The organism is Mesobacillus jeotgali (genome assembly GCF_900166585.1).
Lineage (GTDB): Bacteria > Bacillota > Bacilli > Bacillales > Cytobacillaceae > Mesobacillus > Mesobacillus jeotgali_A.
This window is the reverse complement of the sequence record NZ_FVZC01000008.1, coordinates 132,646-153,884: the sequence shown is the minus strand read 5'-3', so window position 1 is coordinate 153,884 and position 21,239 is coordinate 132,646. Positions and strand designations below refer to the sequence as shown.

The following is a 21,239-nucleotide window of genomic DNA, read 5'->3' as shown; positions in this document are numbered from 1 at the left end:
CATTCTATTATTCTAAATTTTGAAGGGAATGGAACCCTTTTGGGCCTCCATTCCCTTTACCTGAAGATTTACGCGCCTTTTTTCTTGTTCTTGCCTTTATCAAGATCAGGGAAGTTGCCTTTCTTGACCTCTTCTTCATACCACTCTGTGTAGTGGTCCTGTGCCCACTCTGCCGGAACCTCACCTGTGATCACGCCCGTATAGCCCGGACGTGAATTTTTGTGGATGACACTCAGATAGATATGGCCGACTACGACTGCAATTGCCAGACCGAAGCCTACGTTATGAGCCACATATGCCCATTGGACCATAGCTTTCGGGAACAAGTCTGGAAACCACATCGGGAAGCCGGATCCAATGATCAGGATGGCCGTGAAAATCTGGATGATCGAGTTGATTTTTTCACCAGCATTGAAGAATGTCTGTTTTACATGCTTGAACTTGAAGCCGAACAGTTCTTTAACGAACTCTGTGAAAAACTGCAAATCTCTCTTTTTCCAGGTAACAAGTTCTTTACCCCAGCGCAGGAATCCCTTTGGATCCATGATCAGCCAGATAAAAGTAGGCGTCACGAACGCAATCGCAAAGATCCTGTGCAGCAATCTTGCTCCTTCTGGACCGCCCAATACTGGATATAGCCAGTCGAACCATTCTGTGTACATTGGCAAAGCCGTGATATAAAGGGCGAAAAATGAAATGGCGTTCACAGCATGTGCAATTACAAAGCCTTTTGAAAACCGCTTTACCTTCACACCTGAGTATTGTGTTTTACTCATGGCTGCCACCTCCATCCTCTTCATGGCCTTTTCCTTCTTTATTGAACAGCTTATTGCTGACGAATGCGCCTACAAGCGCCATGCTTGTAGCACCAAGCATCATTTTTCCGATTGGCTGTGCGTAATCCTTCCAGACTACCGCTGATGTCGGAACCTTAGGCTTTTCTGGCAATCCATATACAGAAGGCTTTTCAGCAAGGACGTAAATGGTATGAGTACCGCCGACTCCTTCTGGGTTGTAGATCATGGCGTTAGGGAATCTTTCCTTGATTTCGCTCAGGCGCTTTTCAGCTTTCTTGAGCATTTCATCTTTTGTGCCGAACTCCATTGCGTCTGTATGGCAGGTAGTGACACAAGCAGGCTGCATGCCTTCCTCAAGACGGTCGACGCACATTGTGCATTTCTGGGCCTTCTTGTATTCCTTGCCGTTTTTGTCTTTGTATGTTGCCAGCTGGACCACATCGAATGGGCAGTTCTGCACGCAGTAACCGCAGCCTACGCATTTATCCGTGTTCACATCGACTGTGCCAAATTCTGTGTAGTGCATGGCATCCTCTGGGCAGACCTTTACGCAGGCAGCTTCAGAGCAATGGAAACAGGATGAATGACGGAAAAGATATTCTAGATTGCCTTTTCCATTTTCATGTTCGATGAATGACAGCACGTTCCAAGTGTTCGCTGTTACATTCGCATGTGATTGGACGCTGCCCTGGAAGGCTTCCGGTTCAGCCGGAAGGTCGTTCCAGTTTTTGCAGGCGACCATGCAGGCGCGGCAGCCGTCACATTTGGTCACGTCAACAAATTTTACATATTCAGCCGTTGCCATTAGTCAGCCCTCCTTACGTTGCAGAGGAATGCCTTATATTCAGGAATCATTGTGTTTGCGTCCCCGATATGAGGTGTTAAGCGGTTTGCTGTGTCCCCTGTTGCATATCCTTTATATCCAAAGTGCCAGGGCATGCCGATCTGATGGACTTTCTTGCCGTTAACCATATGCGGCTTGAAGCGTTTCGTCACCATCGCATAGGCTTTCACTTCTCCGCGAGCAGAGGTGACAATCACCTGGTCCTTGTTCTTGATGCCTTTTTCCTTCGCGAGTTCTTCACTCATTTCAATGTACATATGGCCCATCAATTCTGACAGCCATTGCTGGTTCCTTGTCATAGATCCTGACTGCCAGTGTTCACTTACACGGTAAGTTGTTGCTACGATCGGGAACTGTTTCTTTGTCCCTTTAAGGTTGAAGTCGCCATCCCACACCTTGATGGTAGGGTTCATTTCCTGGCTTGAGAATGCATTTGGCACCGGGCTTTCAAACGGTTCATAATGCTCAGGGAACGGGCCATCGTTGAGCGTTGGAGCAAACATGCCGCCGACGCCATCCTTCATCATGATGAATGGATTCGTACCGCCCTTATCAGCAGGAGCCACGACCGCTTTAAAGTCTGGTATATCATGTCCAGTCCACTTTTTGGCAGCTGCATCCCACCAGATGACTGCCTTATCCTTGCTCCATGGCTTGCCGGCTGGATCTGCAGCAGCACGGTTGTAGAGAATACGGCGGTTCATCGGCCATGCATAGGACCAGTTCAGGAAATTGCCCATGCCGTTATCCTTATTATCACGGCGCTTGGACAGATTGCCTTCTTCCGGATAGAAGCCAGAGTAAATCCAGTTTCCGGAGCAGGTTGACCCATCATCAGCAAGCGAGCCGAAGTTCTCGACCTGTTTGCCTGTCTTTGTGTAATAGCCATTGATTTCACGTGCTACCAAATCGAATTCAGGATGATCATGTTCGCCATAGTTCCAGTACAATGAGTTAATTGCTTTTGCAGCTGGCGAGCTTTCATTTTTGTACAAGCCTTTGATCCTTCGCACCAGCATATGGATAATTTCCATATCTGCCTTAGCTTCACCTTTAGGATCAATCGCCTTCCAGCGATACTGCATCCAGCGTCCGCTGTTGGAAACCGTTCCTTCTTTTTCATATGAAGATGCAGCAGGAAGCAGGAACACTTCTGTGTTAATTTTTGACGGGTCGCTGCCCGCTTCTTTTTGCCAGAAAGCTGAAGTTTCCGTTTCCCAAAGGTCGATTGCCACTAGCCAGTCAAGGTTGCTTAATGCTTCCTTTTCCTTGCCTGCATTCGGTCCGCCGACAACAGGGTTGGTCCCGAAAAGGAATGCGCCATCCAGCTCCCCTTTATACATCGCATTGAATAGGGCGATATGGGAGTAGTTCTTGTTTCCTTTTGGAAGGTATTGATAGCAGAACTCATTGTCTTTAGTGGCATTCGGGCCATACCATGCCTTGAGAAGGCTGACAACGAATTTCGGTTTGTTGCTCCAATATCCTGCAGCAGGCGTTTCTTTTTCGAGATAGGCCTTAAGTGTTGCGTGTTCAGGAAGCTCTTTTGGCGCTCCAAGATATCCAGGAAGGTCCCCAAACAAAAGCCCGAAGTCGGTGGAGCCCTGTACGTTCGATTCTCCGCGAAGTGCGTTTACTCCGCCGCCAGGCAAGCCGATGTTTCCAAGCAGAAGCTGCAGCATCGCATATGCACGTACGTTCTGGGTACCGACCGTATGCTGTGTTGTACCCATCGCATACAGGATCGTACCCGATTTTCCAGGCTTTCCTGTTGAACAGAAAGCCTCAGCCACCTTCAGATACTCTTCTTTAGGTGTTCCTGTGACTGTGGTAACAGTGTCCGCATCATAGCGGGAATAGTGCTTTTTCATCAGCTGGAACACGCTTCGAGGATGCTGAAGTGTTTCATCCTTGACCGGAGTTCCATCTTCATTCGTTTCAAAAGACCAGCTCGCCTTGTCGTATGAACGGGTTTTTTCGTCATATCCGCTGAACAAGCCATCTTTAAATTTGAAGCCTTCCTTGACAATGAAAGAGGCATTTGTATATTTAGCAACATACTCTTTGTGGAACAGATTTTTTTCAATTGCATAATTGATCAATCCGCCGATAAAAGGAATATCGGTTCCAGAACGCAGCGGAGCATACGTGTCAGCCTGTGAAGACGTTCTTGTGAAACGCGGGTCGACTGATAGTATTTTCCCTCCGTTTTCCCTGGCTTTTAGAAGCCATCTAAAACTGATTGGATGGTTTTCCGCAGGGTTGGCTCCAATAATTAAAGCACAATCTGTATGCTGCAGATCATTCCAGTGGTTAGTCATTGCTCCACGACCATATGAAGGTGCCAGACCGGCAACCGTTGAACTATGTCATATTCGTGCCTGGTGCTCTAGATAGGTGACACCAAGCCCTCTCATCATTTTCGCGAGCAAATAAGTTTCTTCGTTATCAAGTGCTGCGCCGCCAAGGCTGGCGATCGCTTCCGTTTTGTTTACGAACATGCCGCCCGATTTCTCGACGAATGTTTTGTCCCGTGTTTCCTTCACGCGCTTGGCAATGGTATCAAGCATCCATCCCCAGTCTTTCTCTTCCCATTTATCGCTTCCTGGTGCTCTGTAGCGAGGCTTCAGGACGCGCTTTTCAGAGGTGAATAATTGTCTGATCGTTGTCCCTTTGCTGCAAAGACTTCCTTCGTTGATGGGATGATCCGGATCCCCTTCCGTATAAACCACATCATTGTTTTTTGTATGGACTAAAATTCCACAGCCCACAGCACAGTATGGACAAATAGTAGGTGTAACAGTAGCTTTGGCAATCTTGAGTCCCTTTGTTTTCGCATGGACTTCTTTTTCATTGAAGCCCAGCTCGACGATAGCCAGTGTTGCCGCAGTGGCACCTGACAGCTTTAAGAATTGCCGGCGATTCAGGTTGATTTCAACCATCTCTCTCTCTCCTTCCCAATAGTTGCTATGAACATCCCTAATCCCACAGATAGTGTCAATTCAATACTTGCTGGGCTTCCCCCCTTTCAAGCAGGTCTTCAGCAGCGGCACGGGGAGTCAAATCATCATTGATTCTCCCGGCTGATGTATAAATCGTCGCCATTTTCCCGCGAAGGTAGCCGACGACCTCAATATGGAGGAATCGAGCCAGCTGAACTGCCTGCTTGGTGGCAGCCGTGCGGGAACCGATGACCGCAAAACCAAATTTCGCTGCTTTTGAGAGCATTTCATATGAAACCCTGCCGGTCGTCAAAAGGACAAGCCGGTCAGGCTGCAAACGCTTTCGAATCGCGTGGCCAATAATCTTGTCGACGGCATTATGCCTGCCGATGTCTTCACGGACCTCGATGCTGCCATCCTCAAGGATGATACAGGCACCATGCATGCCGCCTGTTTCCAGGTATAACGGCGAATTCTGCGCGAATTCCGCGCGTTTTTTCAATAAATATGTCAGCGAATAAATTTCATCGGAATTCACTTTATTGAACTTCTTGACGTCTGTCATCGAAAAGAAGGTCACACCCCGGCCGCAGCCTGCTGTATAGTGTTTCTTTTTCGAAAACATTTGCTCAGGATCGAAGGAATTACATAATGACACATTCAATGTGCCAGTCTTTTCGCTAAAACTTACACTGACAACATCATCTGGGCCATCAATTAACCCTTCTGAAAAAAGGTAGCCATATACCCAGTCTTCCAAATCCTGATTTGTCAGCTGGAAGACCGCTATCTCATATCCATTCAGCTTGAGACTAATTGGGTACTCTTCAGGACAGCCTTTCTTAGTCATGTTCTTCACCCCTTATCTTGTCATTCATCATTGGGTCCGGTGCAGCAGTCGACATTCTTCCAGTTCAGTGGATTTGAAAGACTGTGATCAATCTTGCAAACTTCTAAAAACTCTCTTTCAATGGAGCAGCACAGATTACAGCAGTGTTTATCCTACAGAAGTAAAACATAAGCTGTTTGATCCATATATTAAAAATCATTTCACTATGGAAAAAGGAATAATACCCCTATGCCTTAAATGTAATGGATAATATGTGGCTGTAACCGCTTCAATTGTTACAAAAATATAGATGAAAATTGTCTATTTTTTTAACAAAGTCTTAAATCAATATTTTCGTTTTGCGAAAAAATATAGCTGAATCAAAATACCCATTACCCATCCTATAGGAATTCATTTTTACCCTCAGTAACTTTCATCACGTCAACGTGCCAATGCCACAAATTTGTCAAAAGTTAATTTTTTCCTATTCCTTCTTCTACTAAAACCAATTCTTTGTCTATTCAGACAGAATTGGTATAATCATAAGAAAGTGTTCAAGGTGATGGTCATGCCACAAGACAGGCTTTCGCCACTCTATAAATGGAGGTAATTTACATGAGTTTGAAAAAGGTACTGACAATCGCAGGATCCGATACAAGCGGCGGCGCGGGCATCCAGGCTGACCTTAAAACGTTCCAGGAGCTCGGCGTATATGGAATGACTGCTCTGACGACGATCGTGACGATGGACCCAAAGAACCACTGGCACCACGAAGTATTCCCGCAGCCGGTTGACCTTGTCGAAAAGCAGCTGGAAACAATTCTTTCCGTTGGAATAGATGCGATGAAGACAGGAATGCTTGGAACAGTCGATATCATTGAGCTTTCTGCACGCAAGATCGATGAGTATAAATTGGACAAGGTTGTCATCGACCCAGTCATGGTATGTAAGGGAGAAGATGAGGTTCTCATGCCTGAGAACACAGATGCAATGAGGGAGTTGCTGCTTCCAAGAGCAACAGTCGTCACTCCGAATCTTTTCGAAGCATGGCAGCTGGCTCAGACAGGACCAATCCGGACGGTTGATGATATGAAGGAAGCAGCCGTGAAAATCCATGACCTTGGCGCGAAGAACGTCATGATCAAGGGCGGAAACAAGCTGAATCACGAAAAAGCTGTCGATCTTCTATATGATGGAAAAGATTTCACTTTATTCGAATCTGAAAAAGTCGAAACAAGCTTTACACATGGCGCAGGCTGCACATTCGCATCCGCCATCACAGCACAGCTGGCAAAAGGCAAAACCGTCCCTGAAGCTCTTGAAGTCGCAAAAGGGTTCATCACCGAAGCAATTAAACATGGATTCAGGCTGAACGAATATGTAGGGCCAACAGCGCACCTTGCGTACAACAAGTATGCAGCCGGCAATCGCGGGGAATAAGAAGAGCGGAGGTGACACTGGACACACGTCTCGAGGAGTTAGGAGCCGCAGCTGGACAAGCGTTTCGAGCTGCTCAAAGCTAACGCTTCTCGCAAGATACTCCATGAAGCCTTCTCAAGGATGAAAACTGGCTAAGCACCGGAGCTGGACAATCGTCGAAGTGAACTTTATATTTACTGACTCTGACAAAACAAAAAGGATGGCAGCCGCCATCCTTTTTTTCATTATATTTTCCGATTGATATGAAGAACCCGATCTGCCAGATAACTATGGAAGAACCACTCGCCTGATGCGATTAATACTGCAGCAAAAAGTGATGCCCCAATCAAACCATTGGTCTGTTCAAACAGCATCAGCCCCAGTCCCCATATGACGAAAAATGACAGGGCAAGGTCTGCCAGTGAAGCAGTAAGATTGCTTGTTTTTGGGAGAATGAACAAATCCCCGGCCAGGTAGGATACAGCTCCAAGAACAAGGGTGATAATCAAGATGTCCCCGATTCCTGCATAGCTGCCCAACAATAGAAGCAGGACGACAAATGTCATGATGCCTTTAATCAATAAAGCTTTTGCGTGCTCCATATGCTCCCTCCTTTTTTCTTCACTATTTCCATTTGGCTCCCTCATTAAACACTTTCTGTAAAAACCTCCGAGCGTACATTTCGCTTTGAGAAAGATTTTTTAGTAATATAGATATAATCGTTTCTTATAATGGAAAAACAGCCGAGAGGCCTGCAGTTATGCGATAAATGGAAAGGCTGAAGTATGAAAAAGCCATTTTTAACATAGAGAACTGTCCGTTCGGCTATTATAAACTGAATACATCGAAACCCGGGAAGGAGGAATATTGATGGATCCCGTAATTATTACAGATGTCCAGGAAGCCCTGGACCGCTTTAAAGACAAAGAAGTGTATATTCATTTAGAAACAACAAATGGTGCCTACGCATCCCACAATAACGAGTCATTCTTCTCTTCTGGTGCGTATATCCGCAATGCCAGAGTGGTCTACGAACGAGCGAAGATTACTGGCGAAGGTCCATATCGGGCCGGTTTAAAGATTCCATTTGGCTGGGTTTATGCCGAGGGAATCACACATTATGAAATTGACGACAAAGGAAGGCTGCTGCTGGCCGGGCATGATTTTAACGGAAAGCTTGCTGTTGCCCTTGAGATAAGCGAAACACCGTTCGAATAAGAGACTCTGGACAGTCTCACTGAAAGGAGAGATTTATGATGGAAAAAGAAAGACAAGTACTTGTCGTGTTCCCTCATCCAGATGATGAGGCATTCGGGGTTTCCGGAACGATTGCATCCCATGTCAATATGGGCACACCTGTCACATATGCCTGCTTGACACTCGGGCAGATGGGACGAAATATGGGAAATCCCCCGTTCGCGAACCGGGAAACCCTCCCTGCTATACGAAAAAAGGAATTGAAGGACGCAGCAAGGACTCTCGGAATCAATGATTTGCGCATGCTGGGTTTCCGTGACAAGACGGTTGAGTTCGAGGATGAGAATATGCTTACCAACCTGATGTCCTCGTTGATTGCGGAACTGAATCCTTCACTTGTCATCACCTTCTATCCGGGATATTCTGTCCATCCCGACCATGAGGCTACAGGGGCTGCCGTCGTGCGCGCTGTGGAAAAAATTGGTGAGGCAGATCGACCGAAGCTGCATTGCGTAGCATTTTCACGGAATTGCGTGGAAGAGCTTGGAGAACCTGATATTGTCCATGATATCAGTGCGGTTGCCGACATCAAGCTTGATGCAATCCGTGCACACCGTTCCCAGACTGAACTGATGCTTGAGGGAATGGCTGAGAAACTCAAGGAAAAGGATCCGCAGACATTGGCATGGCTGAATAACGAACGTTTTTGGACATATAAATTTTAATCCACCTAATTTCGGGTGGATTTTTTATTTCCTTTCATATACTCCCTCTGCCATCAACCCCTTCACAAAAACAACTTTGTTTTCCGATTCTCCCTTTATGCTCCAAACGGACTCTTTGAACCCGGGAAACCTGCTTTTGTCTGTTTTACCAATCAATTTGTCCATTTCAAAGTTTCTCTCGCCATTCTCGTAATACTTTTTATAGGTGTCATATCCTTTAAAAAATTCCTTATCATTATAGGCCAGGGTTTGAGCATCTATTTTTGAGTACACCTTTAAATTTGCCTCATAAATTAAAAGTCCACTAACCAAAGCTAGTGGGACGATCGATAGAATCAGCCGCTTTTTCTTCTTCAACAAACCATCACTCCCTGCTTTTCGATTGATTATGAAAGGAAATGCATTATGTTATTAATTCATCAAAACACTTAAAAATCCTCTTTCTCCCCTGTTTTCATACCCTTCTCTTTCATTGCTTTGCTCTTCAATAAGATTTATAGGGGTCCATTGATTTAAAACCACTTCATAAATTAGACACACCCTGTTCATATACCTTTCACAATTCCCCTATTTTACTGTGAACTGCATCACACTTTTGACCCCTCATCCCCATGTACGATGTTAGTGAATTCATTCGATAAGGGGGTAATGAAGTCCATGCAAAAAGCTTTAATCATTTTTATCGTAAGCGCTTTGATTGGCCTTGGGGCCGGTTATGTCGCATTTGAGGTTATTGGCGGCAACAGTGATAAAGCCGCTGCACCAACAACCGAAAAGAGTCCATCCAAGCCGGCAAGCGATCGTCAACAAGAGAAGAAGGAAGAACAGCCTGCTGCTGAAACGGTATCTGCAGATGAAAACATTTTAAAGTCCAAGGGCTGCCTTGGCTGCCATTCTGTTTCTTCCCTAAATCTGACTGGCGGTGCAACAGGCCCCGATTTATCCAAGGCTTTTGAAAATGTTGAAGGAAAACATGGAAAACCGATTGACCAGTTCCTAAAAGAACCTACATCAGCTGTCATGTCGGGGGTTATTGGCGGAAATCCACTATCAGAACAAGAGATTTCTGAAGTAGTAAAGCTTTTAGAAGAAGCTTCTAAAAAATAAAAGCGCAAGCGACTTGGTCAGCCCCCGACAAGCGTTGGAGGGCTTGCCAGTGAAGTTGCTTTTTGACTTCGTTGGCAGGACCGAAACGTCTCGAGGGGCTAGGCGCTGGAGCTGGCCAATCCTCAATGTAAAAAATGCTTTCTGATACTAAACTAAACAAGGTGGTGCAAGGTTGATGAAAAAATGGATTCCAATCGCCTCGGGGCTTGCAACCGGACTCCTGGCAGCGACTGTTTTCTTCGCAGATTTTTCTCCTGGAACCCAAAACGAAGCAGTTGCAAACAGCAGCAAAAACAAGACGAATGCCGAAAAAGTATATGTTCCTTTTGGTGAAAAAGATGAGTACTACTTATTTGCTTCTGGGGGACATTCAGGACAAATGTTCATTTATGGCGTCCCTTCCATGAGGCATATCAGGACGGTACCGGTATTCAGCCCGGATTCAGCAACTGGCTACGGGTTCGATAATCACTCCAAAAAAATGATGGGCGGCTATAGCTGGGGAGATCTCCATCACCCTGCCTTTTCCGAAACAAATGGTGATTATGATGGCAAATACATGTTTGCAACCGATGTAGGGAACAGCCGTGCAGCAGTCATGAACCTTGAAACGTTCACAGTCAAGGATATCATCGACGTTCCAAATACGAGCGGTCCGCACTGTGCTGCGTTTGTTACCGAGAACACGGAGTATATGTTCCTGCCTACCCGTTTTGCAGTGCCGATCGGAAGAGAGTATGCACCGCTTGACGAATATAGCGAGAAGTACCGCGGTGTCATGTCCGCCGTCACTTTTGATGACAAAAATGAAAAATTGAATATCGCCTACCAGGTTGCTCTTCCGCCATGGTCCTATGATTTATCTGATGCCGGGAAAAAAGGATCCAAGGACTGGGCAGTCATGACTACTTATAATACTGAAGAAGCAACAACCAACCTGGAGATCAATGCTTCCCAGGCAGACCGTGACTTTATTGTCCTGTTCAACTGGAAAGAACTAGAGCAAATGGTCAAGGACGGAAAATATGATGAAGTGACCGGACAGAAGATGATTTTCCCTGAAAAGCATAAAGGCGGCATGTATCTGGTTCCAGTGGCTAAATCGCCGCACGGTGTCGATGTAACTCCTGATGGAAAGCACTTTATCGCCTCTGGAAAACTGGCACCGGCCATGACCGTTTTCTCTTTTGAAAAAGCCTTCAAGGCGATCCAAAACAAAGAGTTCGCAGGCGAACGTAACGGTATTCCAATCATTAAATACGAGTCCGTTATGGAAAGAGAAGTGAACCCGGAAAACGCCCTTGGGCCTCTTCATACCCAATTTGATGATAAAGGGATGGCCTATACAACGATGTTCATTTCTTCTGAAATCGTAAAATGGGATCCGAAGACTGGGGAAACCCTTGACCGGGTGCCTGTACAGTACTCTCCTGGCCACTCTGTTGCCGCTGAAGGCGATACCGTCGCACCGGATGGAAAATACATTATCGCTTTGAATAAAATCGCTAAAGACAGCTATTTATCGGTAGGACCTTCCCATCCTGAATCGATGCAGCTGATCGACCTGCGGGGCGACAAGATGGAGGTCATCCAATCTGCTCCGGTCAACCCGGAACCGCACTACGCACAAATGATCAAGGCCGATAAAATCAAAACGATCACAGTGTACCCTAAGGATAAAAAGAACCCTGACGCCGTTTACAGCCAGGAGGAAACACGCATTGAACGGAAAGGCAACGAAGTCCATGTTTATGGAATCGCCATGCGTTCGAAATTCATTTTTGACGCAAAAGCGGAACGTCCTGACCAAATCGAAGTCAAAAAAGGAGATAAAGTCTTTATCCACCTGACAAATATCGACTTTGACCAGGACATTACCCACGGTTTCGCCATCAATGGCTATGATTTGAACATTGAGGTACAGCCGGGACAGACAAATACAGTAGAATTCACCGCCGATAAACCAGGAACATTCCCAATCTACTGCACAAACTTCTGTTCAGCCCTGCACCAGGAAATGACCGGGTACTTCCTTGTAAAACCGTAAGATCCATTTAATAAATGTGAAGGGTATCCGCCTCGAATGCTGATACCCTCACATCTTTTAAATCTTAGCTGTTTTCGTAAAGATTGTTGTTAAAATCCTAAAGCCGATTTTAACGTGATTATAGCCATTTTGTAGGTCGGTACTAAGTTGGCAAGCTCTTTTCTCTTCATAAGCGTTCATTTTGTGCAGAAACTTAGGCAATTCCATCCTATTTTGTCATCAATAGCAACAAAGTTTGAGAAAAGAGCCTTAAATCTTTCAAACTGAAAGGCGTGATTCACTTGGCCGGAAAAAAACTCTCCATCCTCTCCTCTGGATTGATTGCTGCAGCAGCCGCATTGATAGCCGCATCTTTATTTTTCCCATGGTGGGGTATGGAGTTCTTTGCACCGCAATATCCAGAAGGATTGAACATCATTGTCTACCCAGACAAACTGGAGGGCGAAATCGATATCGTCAATGGACTGAACCACTATATCGGCATGAAAGGATTCAGTGAAGAGAACTTTCCAGAGCTTAACTACTTAAAATATTTAATTGGCGGGTTGGCCGGGCTTACACTTATCACCGCCATCCTGAGGAAGAAAATGATTCTTTACTTCCTGATTGGAATATTTTCAATTGGCGGGCTGCTTGGTGTCTGGGATCTTCGCCGCTGGCTTCATGACTTTGGAACAGACTTAAGCCCGACAGCACCCATAAAAGTCGATCCATTTGTCCCGCCGATTTTAGGCGAGAACACACTGGCAAACTTCATTACAAACAGCTACCTTGGCACTGGTTCCTTTTTGGTAATAGCAGCATTCATCCTGATTCTCATTCCCCTTTGGAAGGATCGTTGACCATGAAAAAAATCTTTTGGCTGCTCTTGCTCTTTTCCGTTATTATTTTTCCGGAAAAGGGGACGGCAGCGGAAAACCTGCAGGCCGTCATTGATACAGCCAAAGACGGTGCAGTGATCAAGCTTGAAAATAAAACCTATGCCGGGAATATCGTGATCGATAAGCCGCTAACCCTAATTGGGACGAGAGGAACGGTCATTGAAGGAGATGGCAAAGGCAATGTCATTTCTGTTCGTGCTCCAGGTGTCACCGTTACAGACCTTGAGGTGAAAAAGAGCGGAATGGACCGCAATAGCCCGGAAGAATATGCCGCAATCAAAATATATACAGATAAAAACATCATTCGAAATATCAGGATTGAGCAATCCTTCCACGGTGTTTATTTAAGCAAAGCTCACCAGAACATCATAGAAAATGTAAGAATTAAGGGGCTTGGAAAAAAGGAAATAGCAGCCCAGGGCAATGGACTGCATGTATATTACTCAAATGGAAACCTATTGAAAAAGAATCATATCGAAGGCACGAGAGACGGTATGTTCTTCGATTATAGCAATGACAATAAAGCCTTAAACAATGAAATAACCCAAACACGTTACGGTCTGCATTATATGTATTCGGACCGCAACGAATTTAAAAACAACATATTCACCTTTAATACAGGCGGAGCTGCCATCATGCACTCCAATCAGCTTAAGCTGGAAAATAATCAATTCATCTTTAATTATGGACACCGATCCTTTGGATTGCTTGTGTTATCAGCAAACGAAAATAAAATTGAGAACAACACTTTCTACATGAACCAGAGAGGGTTATATATAGATCAATCGACCGACAACCTGATTCGGTCGAACCATATCTCGCAAAACCAGATCGGGATTGAACTCTGGGCCAGTTCAAATGAGCAGATCTTTACTGAAAATACGATTGAAGAAAATACCATACCAGCTGTCACACTGGGCGGTACTGGCAGGAATGAGTGGAGCTTTGAAGGAACCGGCAACGATTGGGGCATGTCCTTCCCTGCGCTTGACCTCGACCATAATGGAGTCGGTGACAGCCCAGCGGTTTATAAATCCTCGCTCTATGAACTGATTGAGGATCAGGAACTTGTCTATCTTTTTCTAAAAAGCCCGGCCATTAAAATCTACGAAAAAATGAACCAGTTGCTGGATCACGACAAGGTGATGTTTGAGGATCCGCATCCGCTCACCGGAAAACGAAAACCAAAATGGCCACTCTTAATCGTAATAGCCGTTGGCATAACGGCAATCTTTGCAAAAAGGAGAAAACTGCTATGTTTTTCATTTGGAAGGAATGGAAGGAAAATATAAGAGGCAAAGGGCTTTGGCTCGCAATCGGAACAGTCATGCTTGTCTCTGTCCTTCTGCTTGTGAGGTCATCCGCTCTTTCCTATGATCAGGGCTTTTATATCCTGCTGATCAATCTGTTTGACACACTGATTTATTTTATTCCAATTTTGTCCCTGTTTATCGGTGCCTTCTCCATCTTTCAGGAAAAGGAACAAAAAACACTTGTCATGCTATTAACAAGGCAGGAGAGTTATATGACCTTCCTTTTAAAAAAGAGCGCTGGACTGCATGCAGTACTCCTGGCTCCGCTCTTCGGCTGGTTTTTCATTTTCTTCATTCCTTTAAAAGTCTTCTTTAAAACGGAAGTTGGAACGTACTTCGTCTTTATTCTATCAGTCTCAGTTCTTATGATGATTTTTACGCAAATTGGCGCACTGATTGGCAGCATCAGCAGGTCAAGGATGCAAATTGCCGCGATTGCGGTCATCACCTGGTTCTACTTCTTTTTCTTGCATGACTTTGCCTTGCTTTCCATGATCCAGGATGTATCCCATGAGAATGTAAAGCTTTTTTCCATCGCCTATTTCCTTAATCCCATTCAGGCTGTAAGGTTGTACCTTGAGACAGGATTGGGCATTTACTCATTCGGGCACATGTCGCATCTATTAAAATCTTTCATGTGGCTGCAGCCGGGTGTTTTCCTCGGGGCGTGCCTTCTATTCTGGATGGCTGCTTCATTTACATGCTCTGTACTGCTTCATCGCAAGGAGGGTTCGGAATGATCAATGTATCTGGCTTAACACAGTCCTATGGCCATAAGGAAATCTTAAATGATATCAGCTTATCAATAGAAAAAAATGAGGTGTGTGCGCTTGTCGGCAGAAACGGCGCAGGAAAATCCACCTTTATCAATAGTTTGCTTGGACTTATTCCAATCAGGAAAGGTGAAATCCTGGTGAACGGGAAGTCACGGAAAAATAATAAACGCTGGAAAAATGAGATTGCCTATCTGCCGGAAAAATTTATGCTGTATCCAGCTCTGACAGGTTACGAAAATATCACTTTCTTTGCACAGGCAGGCACGGGGAAGGCTGATCCTGTAAGAATAGAGCAAATCTTGACGTCAGTCGGCTTATGGGAAGACCGCAACAGTACTGTTAAACGCTATTCGAAGGGGATGCTCCAGCGATTAGGGCTTGCCATCACCCTGTATCAGGACGCCGATATCCTGGTCCTTGATGAACCGACAAGCGGAATCGATCCAATGGGGCGGAAGGAAATTTTAGAAGTCCTTCAATCCCTGAGAGACAAAACCATCCTGCTCTCTTCCCATCACCTGGATGAGATTAAGAAAATATGTACACATGTCGCATTTTTAGATAATGGAAAAATGACAAAATACACAGTCGAAGATTTTTTAAAGACTCAGGACCTAGGGGGAATGGAAAAGTGAAAAAGCTAATATCTTTGTTCATATTAATAACAATCCTGCTGGCTGGCTGCAATCAGGAGCCGGAATGGAAATTGAATGTCATCAGCGAACCAGTTTTTGCAAACGGTGAAGAATCAAAATTTGAAATTGAAGTGACGGAAGACGGAAAGGCAGTAAAGGATCTAATTATTGCGGCAGAGTTTGCGATGGCCAGCATGGATCATGGAACGATCAAGGTTGACCTGGAAGAAGTATCTGACGGAGTTTATGCAGGAAGTGCTGCTTTTTCAATGGCAGGAGAATGGGAAGCTGCTTTTAATCTGGAGAAGGATGGACTTAAACAAGAAGAAATTATGGACCTGACTGTTAAAAAAGCGAAAGGTGTTGCTTCCATAAACGGTCAATGGATCACCGATGAAGATCTGGAATTTTACCAGTTCATCAATAAACTTCATATCGAAATCAACCGTGAAACAGACCGCGAGAAGTATACGGGCGAAAAGCTGGATGAGGCACTTGCCTATTGGGATAACCAGGAGAAACTGAACCAGGACAAAAACCAGCTGCTGACGCAAATTATCCGGCTGAGGGCTATGGCCATGCTGGGACTTGAGAAAGGACATAAGGCAAGTGAACATGAAATAAGCGTTGCGATTGAAAACGTCCGCAATCAATATAAGGCATCTGAAGCGGCCCAAAAGCTGATTTCTGATTTTGGGGAAGAAAAGTTCTGGAACATCCAGCATGAGCAATATGCCCGCATTGTCCTCACCCAGAAGGTTCAGAATGATTTAATTGAAAAAGTAAAAAAGGAAAATCCAAAGGCCGAGGATCAGGAAATCCAGTTTACAGCTGAAAAGGAATACGAAGAATTGCTGGTAAGCCAGGTGAATTCTCTTAAAATAAAGATTATGTAATGCCCTCTTAAAGAGGGTTTTTTTATGTCGTTTCCTGGAGAATAAAATGAGTGATTACTCACTATACAAAATCAATTAAACTCTCTATACTATTAGTGAGTGATTACTCACTTTAATAAGGATGGTGCCTGCGAAATGATTGTCTCCATTAAAAATGTAAGCAAACGGTATGGAAAGCATGACGTTTTAAAAAACATCAACTTAGAAATTGAAAGCGGTGAAATTTTCGGTCTGCTTGGTCCCTCAGGAGCAGGCAAAACCACTCTCGTCAGGCAGCTTGTTGGTCTGGATATGCCAACTGAAGGCGAAAACTATCTATTTGGTGAAAAAATGCCGTCATTGAAGTTGATTGAAAAAATTGGCTACATGGCGCAATCCGATGCGCTTTATACCGAATTGTCCGCGAAAGAAAACCTGGAGTTCTTCGCGTCGCTGTTCGGACTAAAAGGCCCTCACCGAAAAAAGCGCATTCTGGAAGTGATGGAACTGGTGGATCTATCACCACATCTTAATAAACTGGTAACCAATTACTCCGGGGGAATGAAGCGGCGCCTCTCCCTTGCTGCAGCATTGCTGCATGAACCTGAGCTGCTGATCCTCGATGAGCCGACCGTCGGAATCGACCCCGTTTTGCGACAGAGCATCTGGGCGGGATTTTATGACTTAAAAACTAGCGGCAAGACACTCATCGTCACGACACATGTAATGGATGAAGCAGAGAAATGTGACAGATTGGGCCTGATTCGCGATGGACGCTTGATTGCGGTCGGCACTCCTGCTGAGTTGAAGGAAAAGACTGGTTCAGCCAGCGTCGAGGAAGCATTTTTAGCATACGGAGGTGTCCATCATGAGAATTAGAGCTTTAGTTATCAGGATTATCCGGCAATTTCTCAGGGACAAAAGGACGCTAGCGATGATGCTTGTTGCACCTCTTCTCATCCTTACGATGCTCCACCTTGTTTTTAATGGAGAAAACTATGTTCCCAGGGTTGGATTGGTCAATGTACCTGGCCCTATCCTGGAAAAGCTAGAGTTGGAGGATGCCAAAACAACAGAATATGAATCGGCCAAAGCCGCAAAAGAGGATGCATTGGACCGTAAAATCGATGGGTATCTAGTTTTTAATGGCCCTATGATCGATAAAATCGTCCTGGAAGGAAGCGATCCAACAGTTAATGGAGCTTTTATGAAATGGTTCCAGCAAGCAACCAAGTCATTGGTGCCAGCTAAGGGGAATTCTGAACTGATGGCCGCTTATCTGCACGGCTCCGAGGATATGGGACAATTTGATTATTTCGGACCCGTATTGCTGGGGTTCTTCGCTTTCTTCTTTGTGTTCATCATTTCCGGGATTTCTTTTTTGCGTGAAAGAACGAGCGGCACACTTGAAAAGTTGCTGTCAAGCCCGCTGCGCAAATGGGAAATTGTCACCGGTTACGTCCTCGGCTTCGGACTCTTTACAATGCTGCAGGCAACACTTATCGCCTGGTATGCGATCTATATCCTTGGAATGCTGATGGAAGGTTCCTTTTTCTACGTATTGCTGATCACTTTATTGCTGTCGATGACGGCACTGACACTTGGCACTCTGCTTTCAGCGTTTGCAAATAATGAATTTCAAATGATCCAATTCATCCCGGTCATCATCGTTCCGCAGTTTTTCTTCTCTGGCCTGATCAATCTGGAGACAATTTCCGATTGGCTAAGCTGGCTTGGCCCGATTACGCCGCTGTATTATGCTGCAGAAGCACTGCGTGATATCATGGTGAGAGGATACGGTTGGGATGCTATCTACGGGAATATGCTGATGCTTGCAGGTTTCTCTGCTCTATTCATGTTCCTGAATATTTTAGCGCTGCGGAAGCACCGTTCAGTTTAGGCCCAGGTGAAAGGAGTAAATAATGATAGATCAAGAATTAAAAATAGATGAGTTGATGGACGGAGAAGAGCTGACGGATAAGCAGAAGAAAATTATCCTCTCTGCGATTGAATCCTTCGCCGAAAAAGGATTTTCCGCCACATCAACCAGCGAAATTGCCAAAAAGGCAGGCGTAGCTGAAGGAACGATTTTCAGACATTATAAAACGAAAAAGGATTTGCTGCTGGCGATTGTCGCTCCGGTGATGGCTAAGTTCGTGGCACCTTTTATCATAAAAGATTTAACGAAGGTTCTGGATCAAGACTTTGAGCATTTTGAAGATTTTCTGAAAGCAATGCTCGAAAATCGCCGGGACTTCCTTATTAAAAATCTGCCCACAGTGAAAATTCTGGTGCAGGAAATCCCCTTTCATCCAGAATTGAAGGAGCTTTTCAAGGAACATATCGGATTGGCAATCTACGAGCGGTTCATAAAGCTTGTAGAGTATTATCAGGCTAAAGGCCAAATCATTGAAATTCCTGCCTACAGCGTGTTCAGGCTGACGTTTTCCGCCATCTTAGGATATTTGATCGCACGCTATATGATCCTGCCAGAAGCAGATTGGGATGACGAAGCAGAAACAGAACGCACAATCCAATTCATCCTGCATGGGCTGGCTGGACAGAAAAGTAAGAATTGAACCGGGCGTTGATTGCTCGGTTTTTTTAATTGAAAAAAACACGCTTAATTTCCAGTTCGCCAATAAATCAACAAAAAGGAAGATGAACTCCCATACAGAGTCCCTCTTCCTCTTTTTTACCGTAATTCATCAAGCTTTACGCGATATAACTTGTCATCGCCCTCGCTCGGAGTGCCGCGGCCGTCGGTATTATTGCTGATAAAATAAATATAATCGCCTTCGACCATGACATCGCGGATCCGCCCTGCTCCGGTGACGACTTCCGTTGTTGTTTTGGCAGCTGGATCGAATTCACGCAGTGCATTTCCTCTTAAAGAAGCGACATATAGCTTCCCATTATGGGCCGCCATGCCAGATGGTGCCCATGTGTCTCTGCCTGACTGGAAAATTGGTGTTTCCATGCCCTGCTTTGTATCGTCGCCGGTAATCACCGGCCATCCGTAGTTTTTACCTGCTTCAATCCTATTGATTTCATCATGGGCAGATGGGCCGTGCTCACTGGCATACATCGTTCCATCCTTCGACCAGGTCATTCCCTGCGGATTGCGGTGGCCGTAGCTGTATACATATGAATTTTCAAACGGATTATCCACGGGAACCGAACCATCAGGATTCATCCGCAGAATTTTGCCGCCCAGGGAATCTAAATCCTGGGCGATTTCGGGATTTGCTGCAGCGTCCCCTGTTGTCGCATAAAGCTTTCCGTCTGGACCCATCTTCAGCCTGCCTCCATGATGGAAGCGGCCGCTCGGAATTTTATCGAGCAGCAGCCTGCCTTCCGTCCATTCATTATTTTGCAAAGTCAGTTCGACAATCCGATTGAACTGGCCGGTGCCATTCTCGTATGTGTAGTATGCAAATGCCTTTTGGGATTGCTCGAAATCTGGTGCCAGGACAAATCCCAGCAGGCCGGCTTCAGCAGCCTGAGATAAGTCCTTTTTCAATGAAACACTTTGTCGGGTCATATTTTCACCTGACACTTTTACAATCGAACCAGGACGTTCACTGAGGTAAAAGGTTTCCCCGCTTTTATTGATTGACCATGGCACCTCAAGATTTTCCGCCACTGCCTCAAGCTGGCCGACCTGGGCAACCGCTTCCTTGTCTGGCTGATTTTCATCCACTTCACCATCAGGTTTTGTTTCCTCCATACTGCCTGTACATCCTGATAAAACCATCAGCATTGCCAGCAACACATACAAGATTCCTTTCATGACAACAGTCCTTTCCAAATCAGTCTTTCAGCACCTTCTTGATCGCCTTCCCTACACCGCTCTCTTCATTTGTAAGGGTTACTTCGCCGCATAGAACTTTAATTTCTTCGGCTGCATTACCCATTGCGACCGGTTTCCCGACTTTTTCAAGCATGGATACATCATTGAAGTTATCTCCGAGCGCCATCGTCTCATCAAGGCTGATTCCTCTAGATTGAACGAATTTCTCCAGCGCAATGCCTTTTTGAGCGTCCAGGCTTGTGATCTCTATGTTCTCCCGCCCGGATGAACTGACAGCAAGTCCTTCTATTTCTGCCAGACCCTCCCTGGCACCCGCAAGCTTGTCATCATCGAGAGAAAAAGCCAGGAGCTTATAAATTTCATATTGGTCGTCCTCAAATAAACGATCATATTGATCTATTTTCGTGATCAGCCCTTTATGCATCCTTTCCTCAGCTGCCTCAGCAATTTTCTCGATTGGCACCTCAGGATTGGCGGTTGAAAAAATATCCACGATGATCGAGATCGCTTTATCCTCATCTTCGGTGAATGTACCTTTGTTTGTGTAAACTTCAAAATAAACACCGTTTTCGACGAGACGCAGTGCAGACTGCCGGGCCTTGTCCTTATCCAGTGGATTCGAGGCCACAATCTCGCCTTCCTCAGAACGAACTTCAGCGCCATTCACACAAATCATTGGCAGCTTTAGTCCCGATTCCTCCAGTACGAATCTTGCTTCCTCATAGGAGCGGCCGGTAGCGACTACCACCTCGATTCCCTGTTCCTTCGCCATTAATATCGCTTCGCGGTTTTCCGCCGTAATCTCCTGTGTTGCTGTCAATAATGTTCCATCCATATCAGTTGCTATGCATTTAATCATGTTTTTCACCTTCTGCAATTAATTTTCAGTATTAACATTCATGATAGACCTTAAAACCCATGCCAGGCAAATAATACGTGTATATACATCATTCGATGGATTGAACCTTTGCAGATAAACTTAAATTCTCTGAAACTTTCATATTGTCATTAATAAATTCATATGCTATTATGTAGCCA

Annotated in this window: 21 protein-coding genes; 13 read left to right on the top strand and 8 right to left on the bottom strand. The window is 45.2% G+C overall.

Annotated features, from left to right (window positions below):
* Positions 1 to 68: 68 nt before the first annotated feature.
* The 4 genes from B5X77_RS06060 to fdhD form a co-directional block, all read right to left on the bottom strand.
* On the bottom strand, positions 69 to 776 hold the full coding sequence (locus tag B5X77_RS06060; RefSeq protein WP_079506178.1) for a formate dehydrogenase subunit gamma: 708 nt from the start codon (positions 774 to 776) through the stop codon (positions 69 to 71).
* A complete protein-coding gene (locus tag B5X77_RS06055) occupies positions 769 to 1,602 on the bottom strand; it encodes a 4Fe-4S dicluster domain-containing protein (protein ID WP_079506176.1) in 834 nt (277 codons plus the stop codon). Before B5X77_RS06055 ends, B5X77_RS06060 begins: the two co-directional genes overlap by 8 nt.
* The gene (gene fdnG, locus B5X77_RS06050; RefSeq protein WP_139378330.1) at positions 1,602 to 4,574 is read right to left on the bottom strand and encodes a formate dehydrogenase-N subunit alpha; all 2,973 of its coding nucleotides are present in this window, start codon (positions 4,572 to 4,574) and stop codon (positions 1,602 to 1,604) included. The genes B5X77_RS06055 and fdnG overlap by 1 nt, the downstream gene beginning before the upstream one ends.
* A gap of 64 nt (positions 4,575 to 4,638) precedes the next feature.
* On the bottom strand, positions 4,639 to 5,433 hold the full coding sequence (fdhD, locus tag B5X77_RS06040) for a formate dehydrogenase accessory sulfurtransferase FdhD (protein WP_079506170.1): 795 nt from the start codon (positions 5,431 to 5,433) through the stop codon (positions 4,639 to 4,641).
* A 594-nt stretch (positions 5,434 to 6,027) separates the two neighbouring features.
* On the opposite strand from fdhD, the gene pdxK reads away from it, so the two are divergent.
* Positions 6,028 to 6,852, top strand: coding sequence for a pyridoxine/pyridoxal/pyridoxamine kinase (gene pdxK / locus B5X77_RS06035; RefSeq protein ID WP_079506168.1), 825 nt, complete (start codon positions 6,028 to 6,030; stop codon positions 6,850 to 6,852).
* 224 nt (positions 6,853 to 7,076) lie between these two features.
* Here the strand turns inward: pdxK and B5X77_RS06030 are convergent, their stop codons facing one another.
* Positions 7,077 to 7,433 (bottom strand): DUF2512 family protein, encoded by a 357-nt coding sequence (locus B5X77_RS06030; RefSeq protein WP_079506166.1) that lies wholly within the window; start codon positions 7,431 to 7,433, stop codon positions 7,077 to 7,079.
* A 268-nt stretch (positions 7,434 to 7,701) separates the two neighbouring features.
* Between B5X77_RS06030 and B5X77_RS06025 the strand changes: the two genes are divergently transcribed.
* Positions 7,702 to 8,049, top strand: a complete 348-nt coding sequence (locus tag B5X77_RS06025) for a YojF family protein (protein ID WP_079506164.1) — start codon at positions 7,702 to 7,704, stop codon at positions 8,047 to 8,049.
* 38 nt (positions 8,050 to 8,087) lie between these two features.
* The gene (gene bshB2, locus B5X77_RS06020; protein WP_079506162.1) at positions 8,088 to 8,753 is read left to right on the top strand and encodes a bacillithiol biosynthesis deacetylase BshB2; all 666 of its coding nucleotides are present in this window, start codon (positions 8,088 to 8,090) and stop codon (positions 8,751 to 8,753) included.
* A 24-nt stretch (positions 8,754 to 8,777) separates the two neighbouring features.
* On the opposite strand, the gene B5X77_RS06015 is transcribed toward bshB2, so the two are convergent.
* Complete coding sequence (locus tag B5X77_RS06015) at positions 8,778 to 9,110, bottom strand: hypothetical protein (protein ID WP_079506160.1); 333 nt, start codon at positions 9,108 to 9,110, stop codon at positions 8,778 to 8,780.
* A gap of 300 nt (positions 9,111 to 9,410) precedes the next feature.
* Here B5X77_RS06015 and B5X77_RS06010 point away from each other — a divergent pair, with 300 nt between their 5' ends.
* The 10 genes from B5X77_RS06010 to B5X77_RS05965 all read left to right on the top strand — a co-directional run bounded on the left by B5X77_RS06010 (position 9,411) and on the right by B5X77_RS05965 (position 18,966).
* Positions 9,411 to 9,860 carry a cytochrome C gene (locus tag B5X77_RS06010; RefSeq protein WP_079506158.1) on the top strand — a complete coding sequence of 150 codons (450 nt, stop codon included), beginning with the start codon at positions 9,411 to 9,413 and terminating at the stop codon, positions 9,858 to 9,860.
* 175 nt (positions 9,861 to 10,035) lie between these two features.
* Positions 10,036 to 11,907, top strand: a complete 1,872-nt coding sequence (gene nosZ, locus B5X77_RS06005) for a Sec-dependent nitrous-oxide reductase (RefSeq protein WP_139378311.1) — start codon at positions 10,036 to 10,038, stop codon at positions 11,905 to 11,907.
* Between the two features lie 281 nt (positions 11,908 to 12,188).
* Entirely contained in the window at positions 12,189 to 12,749 is a 561-nt protein-coding gene (locus B5X77_RS06000) for a hypothetical protein (RefSeq protein WP_079506154.1), read from the top strand.
* A gap of 2 nt (positions 12,750 to 12,751) precedes the next feature.
* Positions 12,752 to 14,080: a nitrous oxide reductase family maturation protein NosD gene (gene nosD, locus B5X77_RS05995; RefSeq protein WP_079506152.1), complete on the top strand. Its 1,329-nt coding sequence runs from the start codon at positions 12,752 to 12,754 to the stop codon at positions 14,078 to 14,080.
* On the top strand, positions 14,044 to 14,841 hold the full coding sequence (locus B5X77_RS05990; protein ID WP_176167250.1) for an ABC transporter permease: 798 nt from the start codon (positions 14,044 to 14,046) through the stop codon (positions 14,839 to 14,841). The genes nosD and B5X77_RS05990 overlap by 37 nt, the downstream gene beginning before the upstream one ends.
* Positions 14,838 to 15,512 (top strand): ABC transporter ATP-binding protein, encoded by a 675-nt coding sequence (locus B5X77_RS05985; RefSeq protein ID WP_079506148.1) that lies wholly within the window; start codon positions 14,838 to 14,840, stop codon positions 15,510 to 15,512. The genes B5X77_RS05990 and B5X77_RS05985 overlap by 4 nt, the downstream gene beginning before the upstream one ends.
* Complete coding sequence (locus B5X77_RS05980; RefSeq protein ID WP_079506146.1) at positions 15,509 to 16,408, top strand: FixH family protein; 900 nt, start codon at positions 15,509 to 15,511, stop codon at positions 16,406 to 16,408. Before B5X77_RS05985 ends, B5X77_RS05980 begins: the two co-directional genes overlap by 4 nt.
* A gap of 135 nt (positions 16,409 to 16,543) precedes the next feature.
* The gene (locus B5X77_RS05975; protein ID WP_079506144.1) at positions 16,544 to 17,266 is read left to right on the top strand and encodes an ABC transporter ATP-binding protein; all 723 of its coding nucleotides are present in this window, start codon (positions 16,544 to 16,546) and stop codon (positions 17,264 to 17,266) included.
* Complete coding sequence (locus B5X77_RS05970; protein ID WP_079506142.1) at positions 17,256 to 18,287, top strand: ABC transporter permease; 1,032 nt, start codon at positions 17,256 to 17,258, stop codon at positions 18,285 to 18,287. Before B5X77_RS05975 ends, B5X77_RS05970 begins: the two co-directional genes overlap by 11 nt.
* Before the next feature lie 22 nt (positions 18,288 to 18,309).
* Complete coding sequence (locus B5X77_RS05965; RefSeq protein WP_079506140.1) at positions 18,310 to 18,966, top strand: TetR/AcrR family transcriptional regulator; 657 nt, start codon at positions 18,310 to 18,312, stop codon at positions 18,964 to 18,966.
* A gap of 116 nt (positions 18,967 to 19,082) precedes the next feature.
* Here the strand turns inward: B5X77_RS05965 and B5X77_RS05960 are convergent, their stop codons facing one another.
* Together B5X77_RS05960 and B5X77_RS05955 are read right to left on the bottom strand one after the other, a co-directional pair.
* Positions 19,083 to 20,180, bottom strand: a complete 1,098-nt coding sequence (locus B5X77_RS05960; protein WP_079507588.1) for a PQQ-dependent sugar dehydrogenase — start codon at positions 20,178 to 20,180, stop codon at positions 19,083 to 19,085.
* Between the two features lie 19 nt (positions 20,181 to 20,199).
* The gene (locus B5X77_RS05955; RefSeq protein WP_079506138.1) at positions 20,200 to 21,060 is read right to left on the bottom strand and encodes a Cof-type HAD-IIB family hydrolase; all 861 of its coding nucleotides are present in this window, start codon (positions 21,058 to 21,060) and stop codon (positions 20,200 to 20,202) included.
* Positions 21,061 to 21,239 lie beyond the last annotated feature (179 nt).

Coding starts and splice junctions, on each gene's coding strand:
- B5X77_RS05955 (WP_079506138.1), bottom strand. CDS start 21,060: ATGATTAAATGCATAGCAACTGATATGGATGGAACATTATTGACAGCA.
- B5X77_RS06030 (WP_079506166.1), bottom strand. CDS start 7,433: ATGGAGCACGCAAAAGCTTTATTGATTAAAGGCATCATGACATTTGTC.
- B5X77_RS05970 (WP_079506142.1), top strand. CDS start 17,256: ATGAGAATTAGAGCTTTAGTTATCAGGATTATCCGGCAATTTCTCAGG.
- B5X77_RS05985 (WP_079506148.1), top strand. CDS start 14,838: ATGATCAATGTATCTGGCTTAACACAGTCCTATGGCCATAAGGAAATC.
- B5X77_RS05965 (WP_079506140.1), top strand. CDS start 18,310: ATGATAGATCAAGAATTAAAAATAGATGAGTTGATGGACGGAGAAGAG.
- B5X77_RS06010 (WP_079506158.1), top strand. CDS start 9,411: ATGCAAAAAGCTTTAATCATTTTTATCGTAAGCGCTTTGATTGGCCTT.
- B5X77_RS06055 (WP_079506176.1), bottom strand. CDS start 1,602: ATGGCAACGGCTGAATATGTAAAATTTGTTGACGTGACCAAATGTGAC.
- B5X77_RS05990 (WP_176167250.1), top strand. CDS start 14,044: ATGTTTTTCATTTGGAAGGAATGGAAGGAAAATATAAGAGGCAAAGGG.
- B5X77_RS05960 (WP_079507588.1), bottom strand. CDS start 20,180: ATGAAAGGAATCTTGTATGTGTTGCTGGCAATGCTGATGGTTTTATCA.
- nosZ (WP_139378311.1), top strand. CDS start 10,036: ATGAAAAAATGGATTCCAATCGCCTCGGGGCTTGCAACCGGACTCCTG.
- fdhD (WP_079506170.1), bottom strand. CDS start 5,433: ATGACTAAGAAAGGCTGTCCTGAAGAGTACCCAATTAGTCTCAAGCTG.
- B5X77_RS06060 (WP_079506178.1), bottom strand. CDS start 776: ATGAGTAAAACACAATACTCAGGTGTGAAGGTAAAGCGGTTTTCAAAA.
- pdxK (WP_079506168.1), top strand. CDS start 6,028: ATGAGTTTGAAAAAGGTACTGACAATCGCAGGATCCGATACAAGCGGC.
- nosD (WP_079506152.1), top strand. CDS start 12,752: ATGAAAAAAATCTTTTGGCTGCTCTTGCTCTTTTCCGTTATTATTTTT.
- B5X77_RS06025 (WP_079506164.1), top strand. CDS start 7,702: ATGGATCCCGTAATTATTACAGATGTCCAGGAAGCCCTGGACCGCTTT.
- B5X77_RS05975 (WP_079506144.1), top strand. CDS start 16,544: ATGATTGTCTCCATTAAAAATGTAAGCAAACGGTATGGAAAGCATGAC.
- bshB2 (WP_079506162.1), top strand. CDS start 8,088: ATGGAAAAAGAAAGACAAGTACTTGTCGTGTTCCCTCATCCAGATGAT.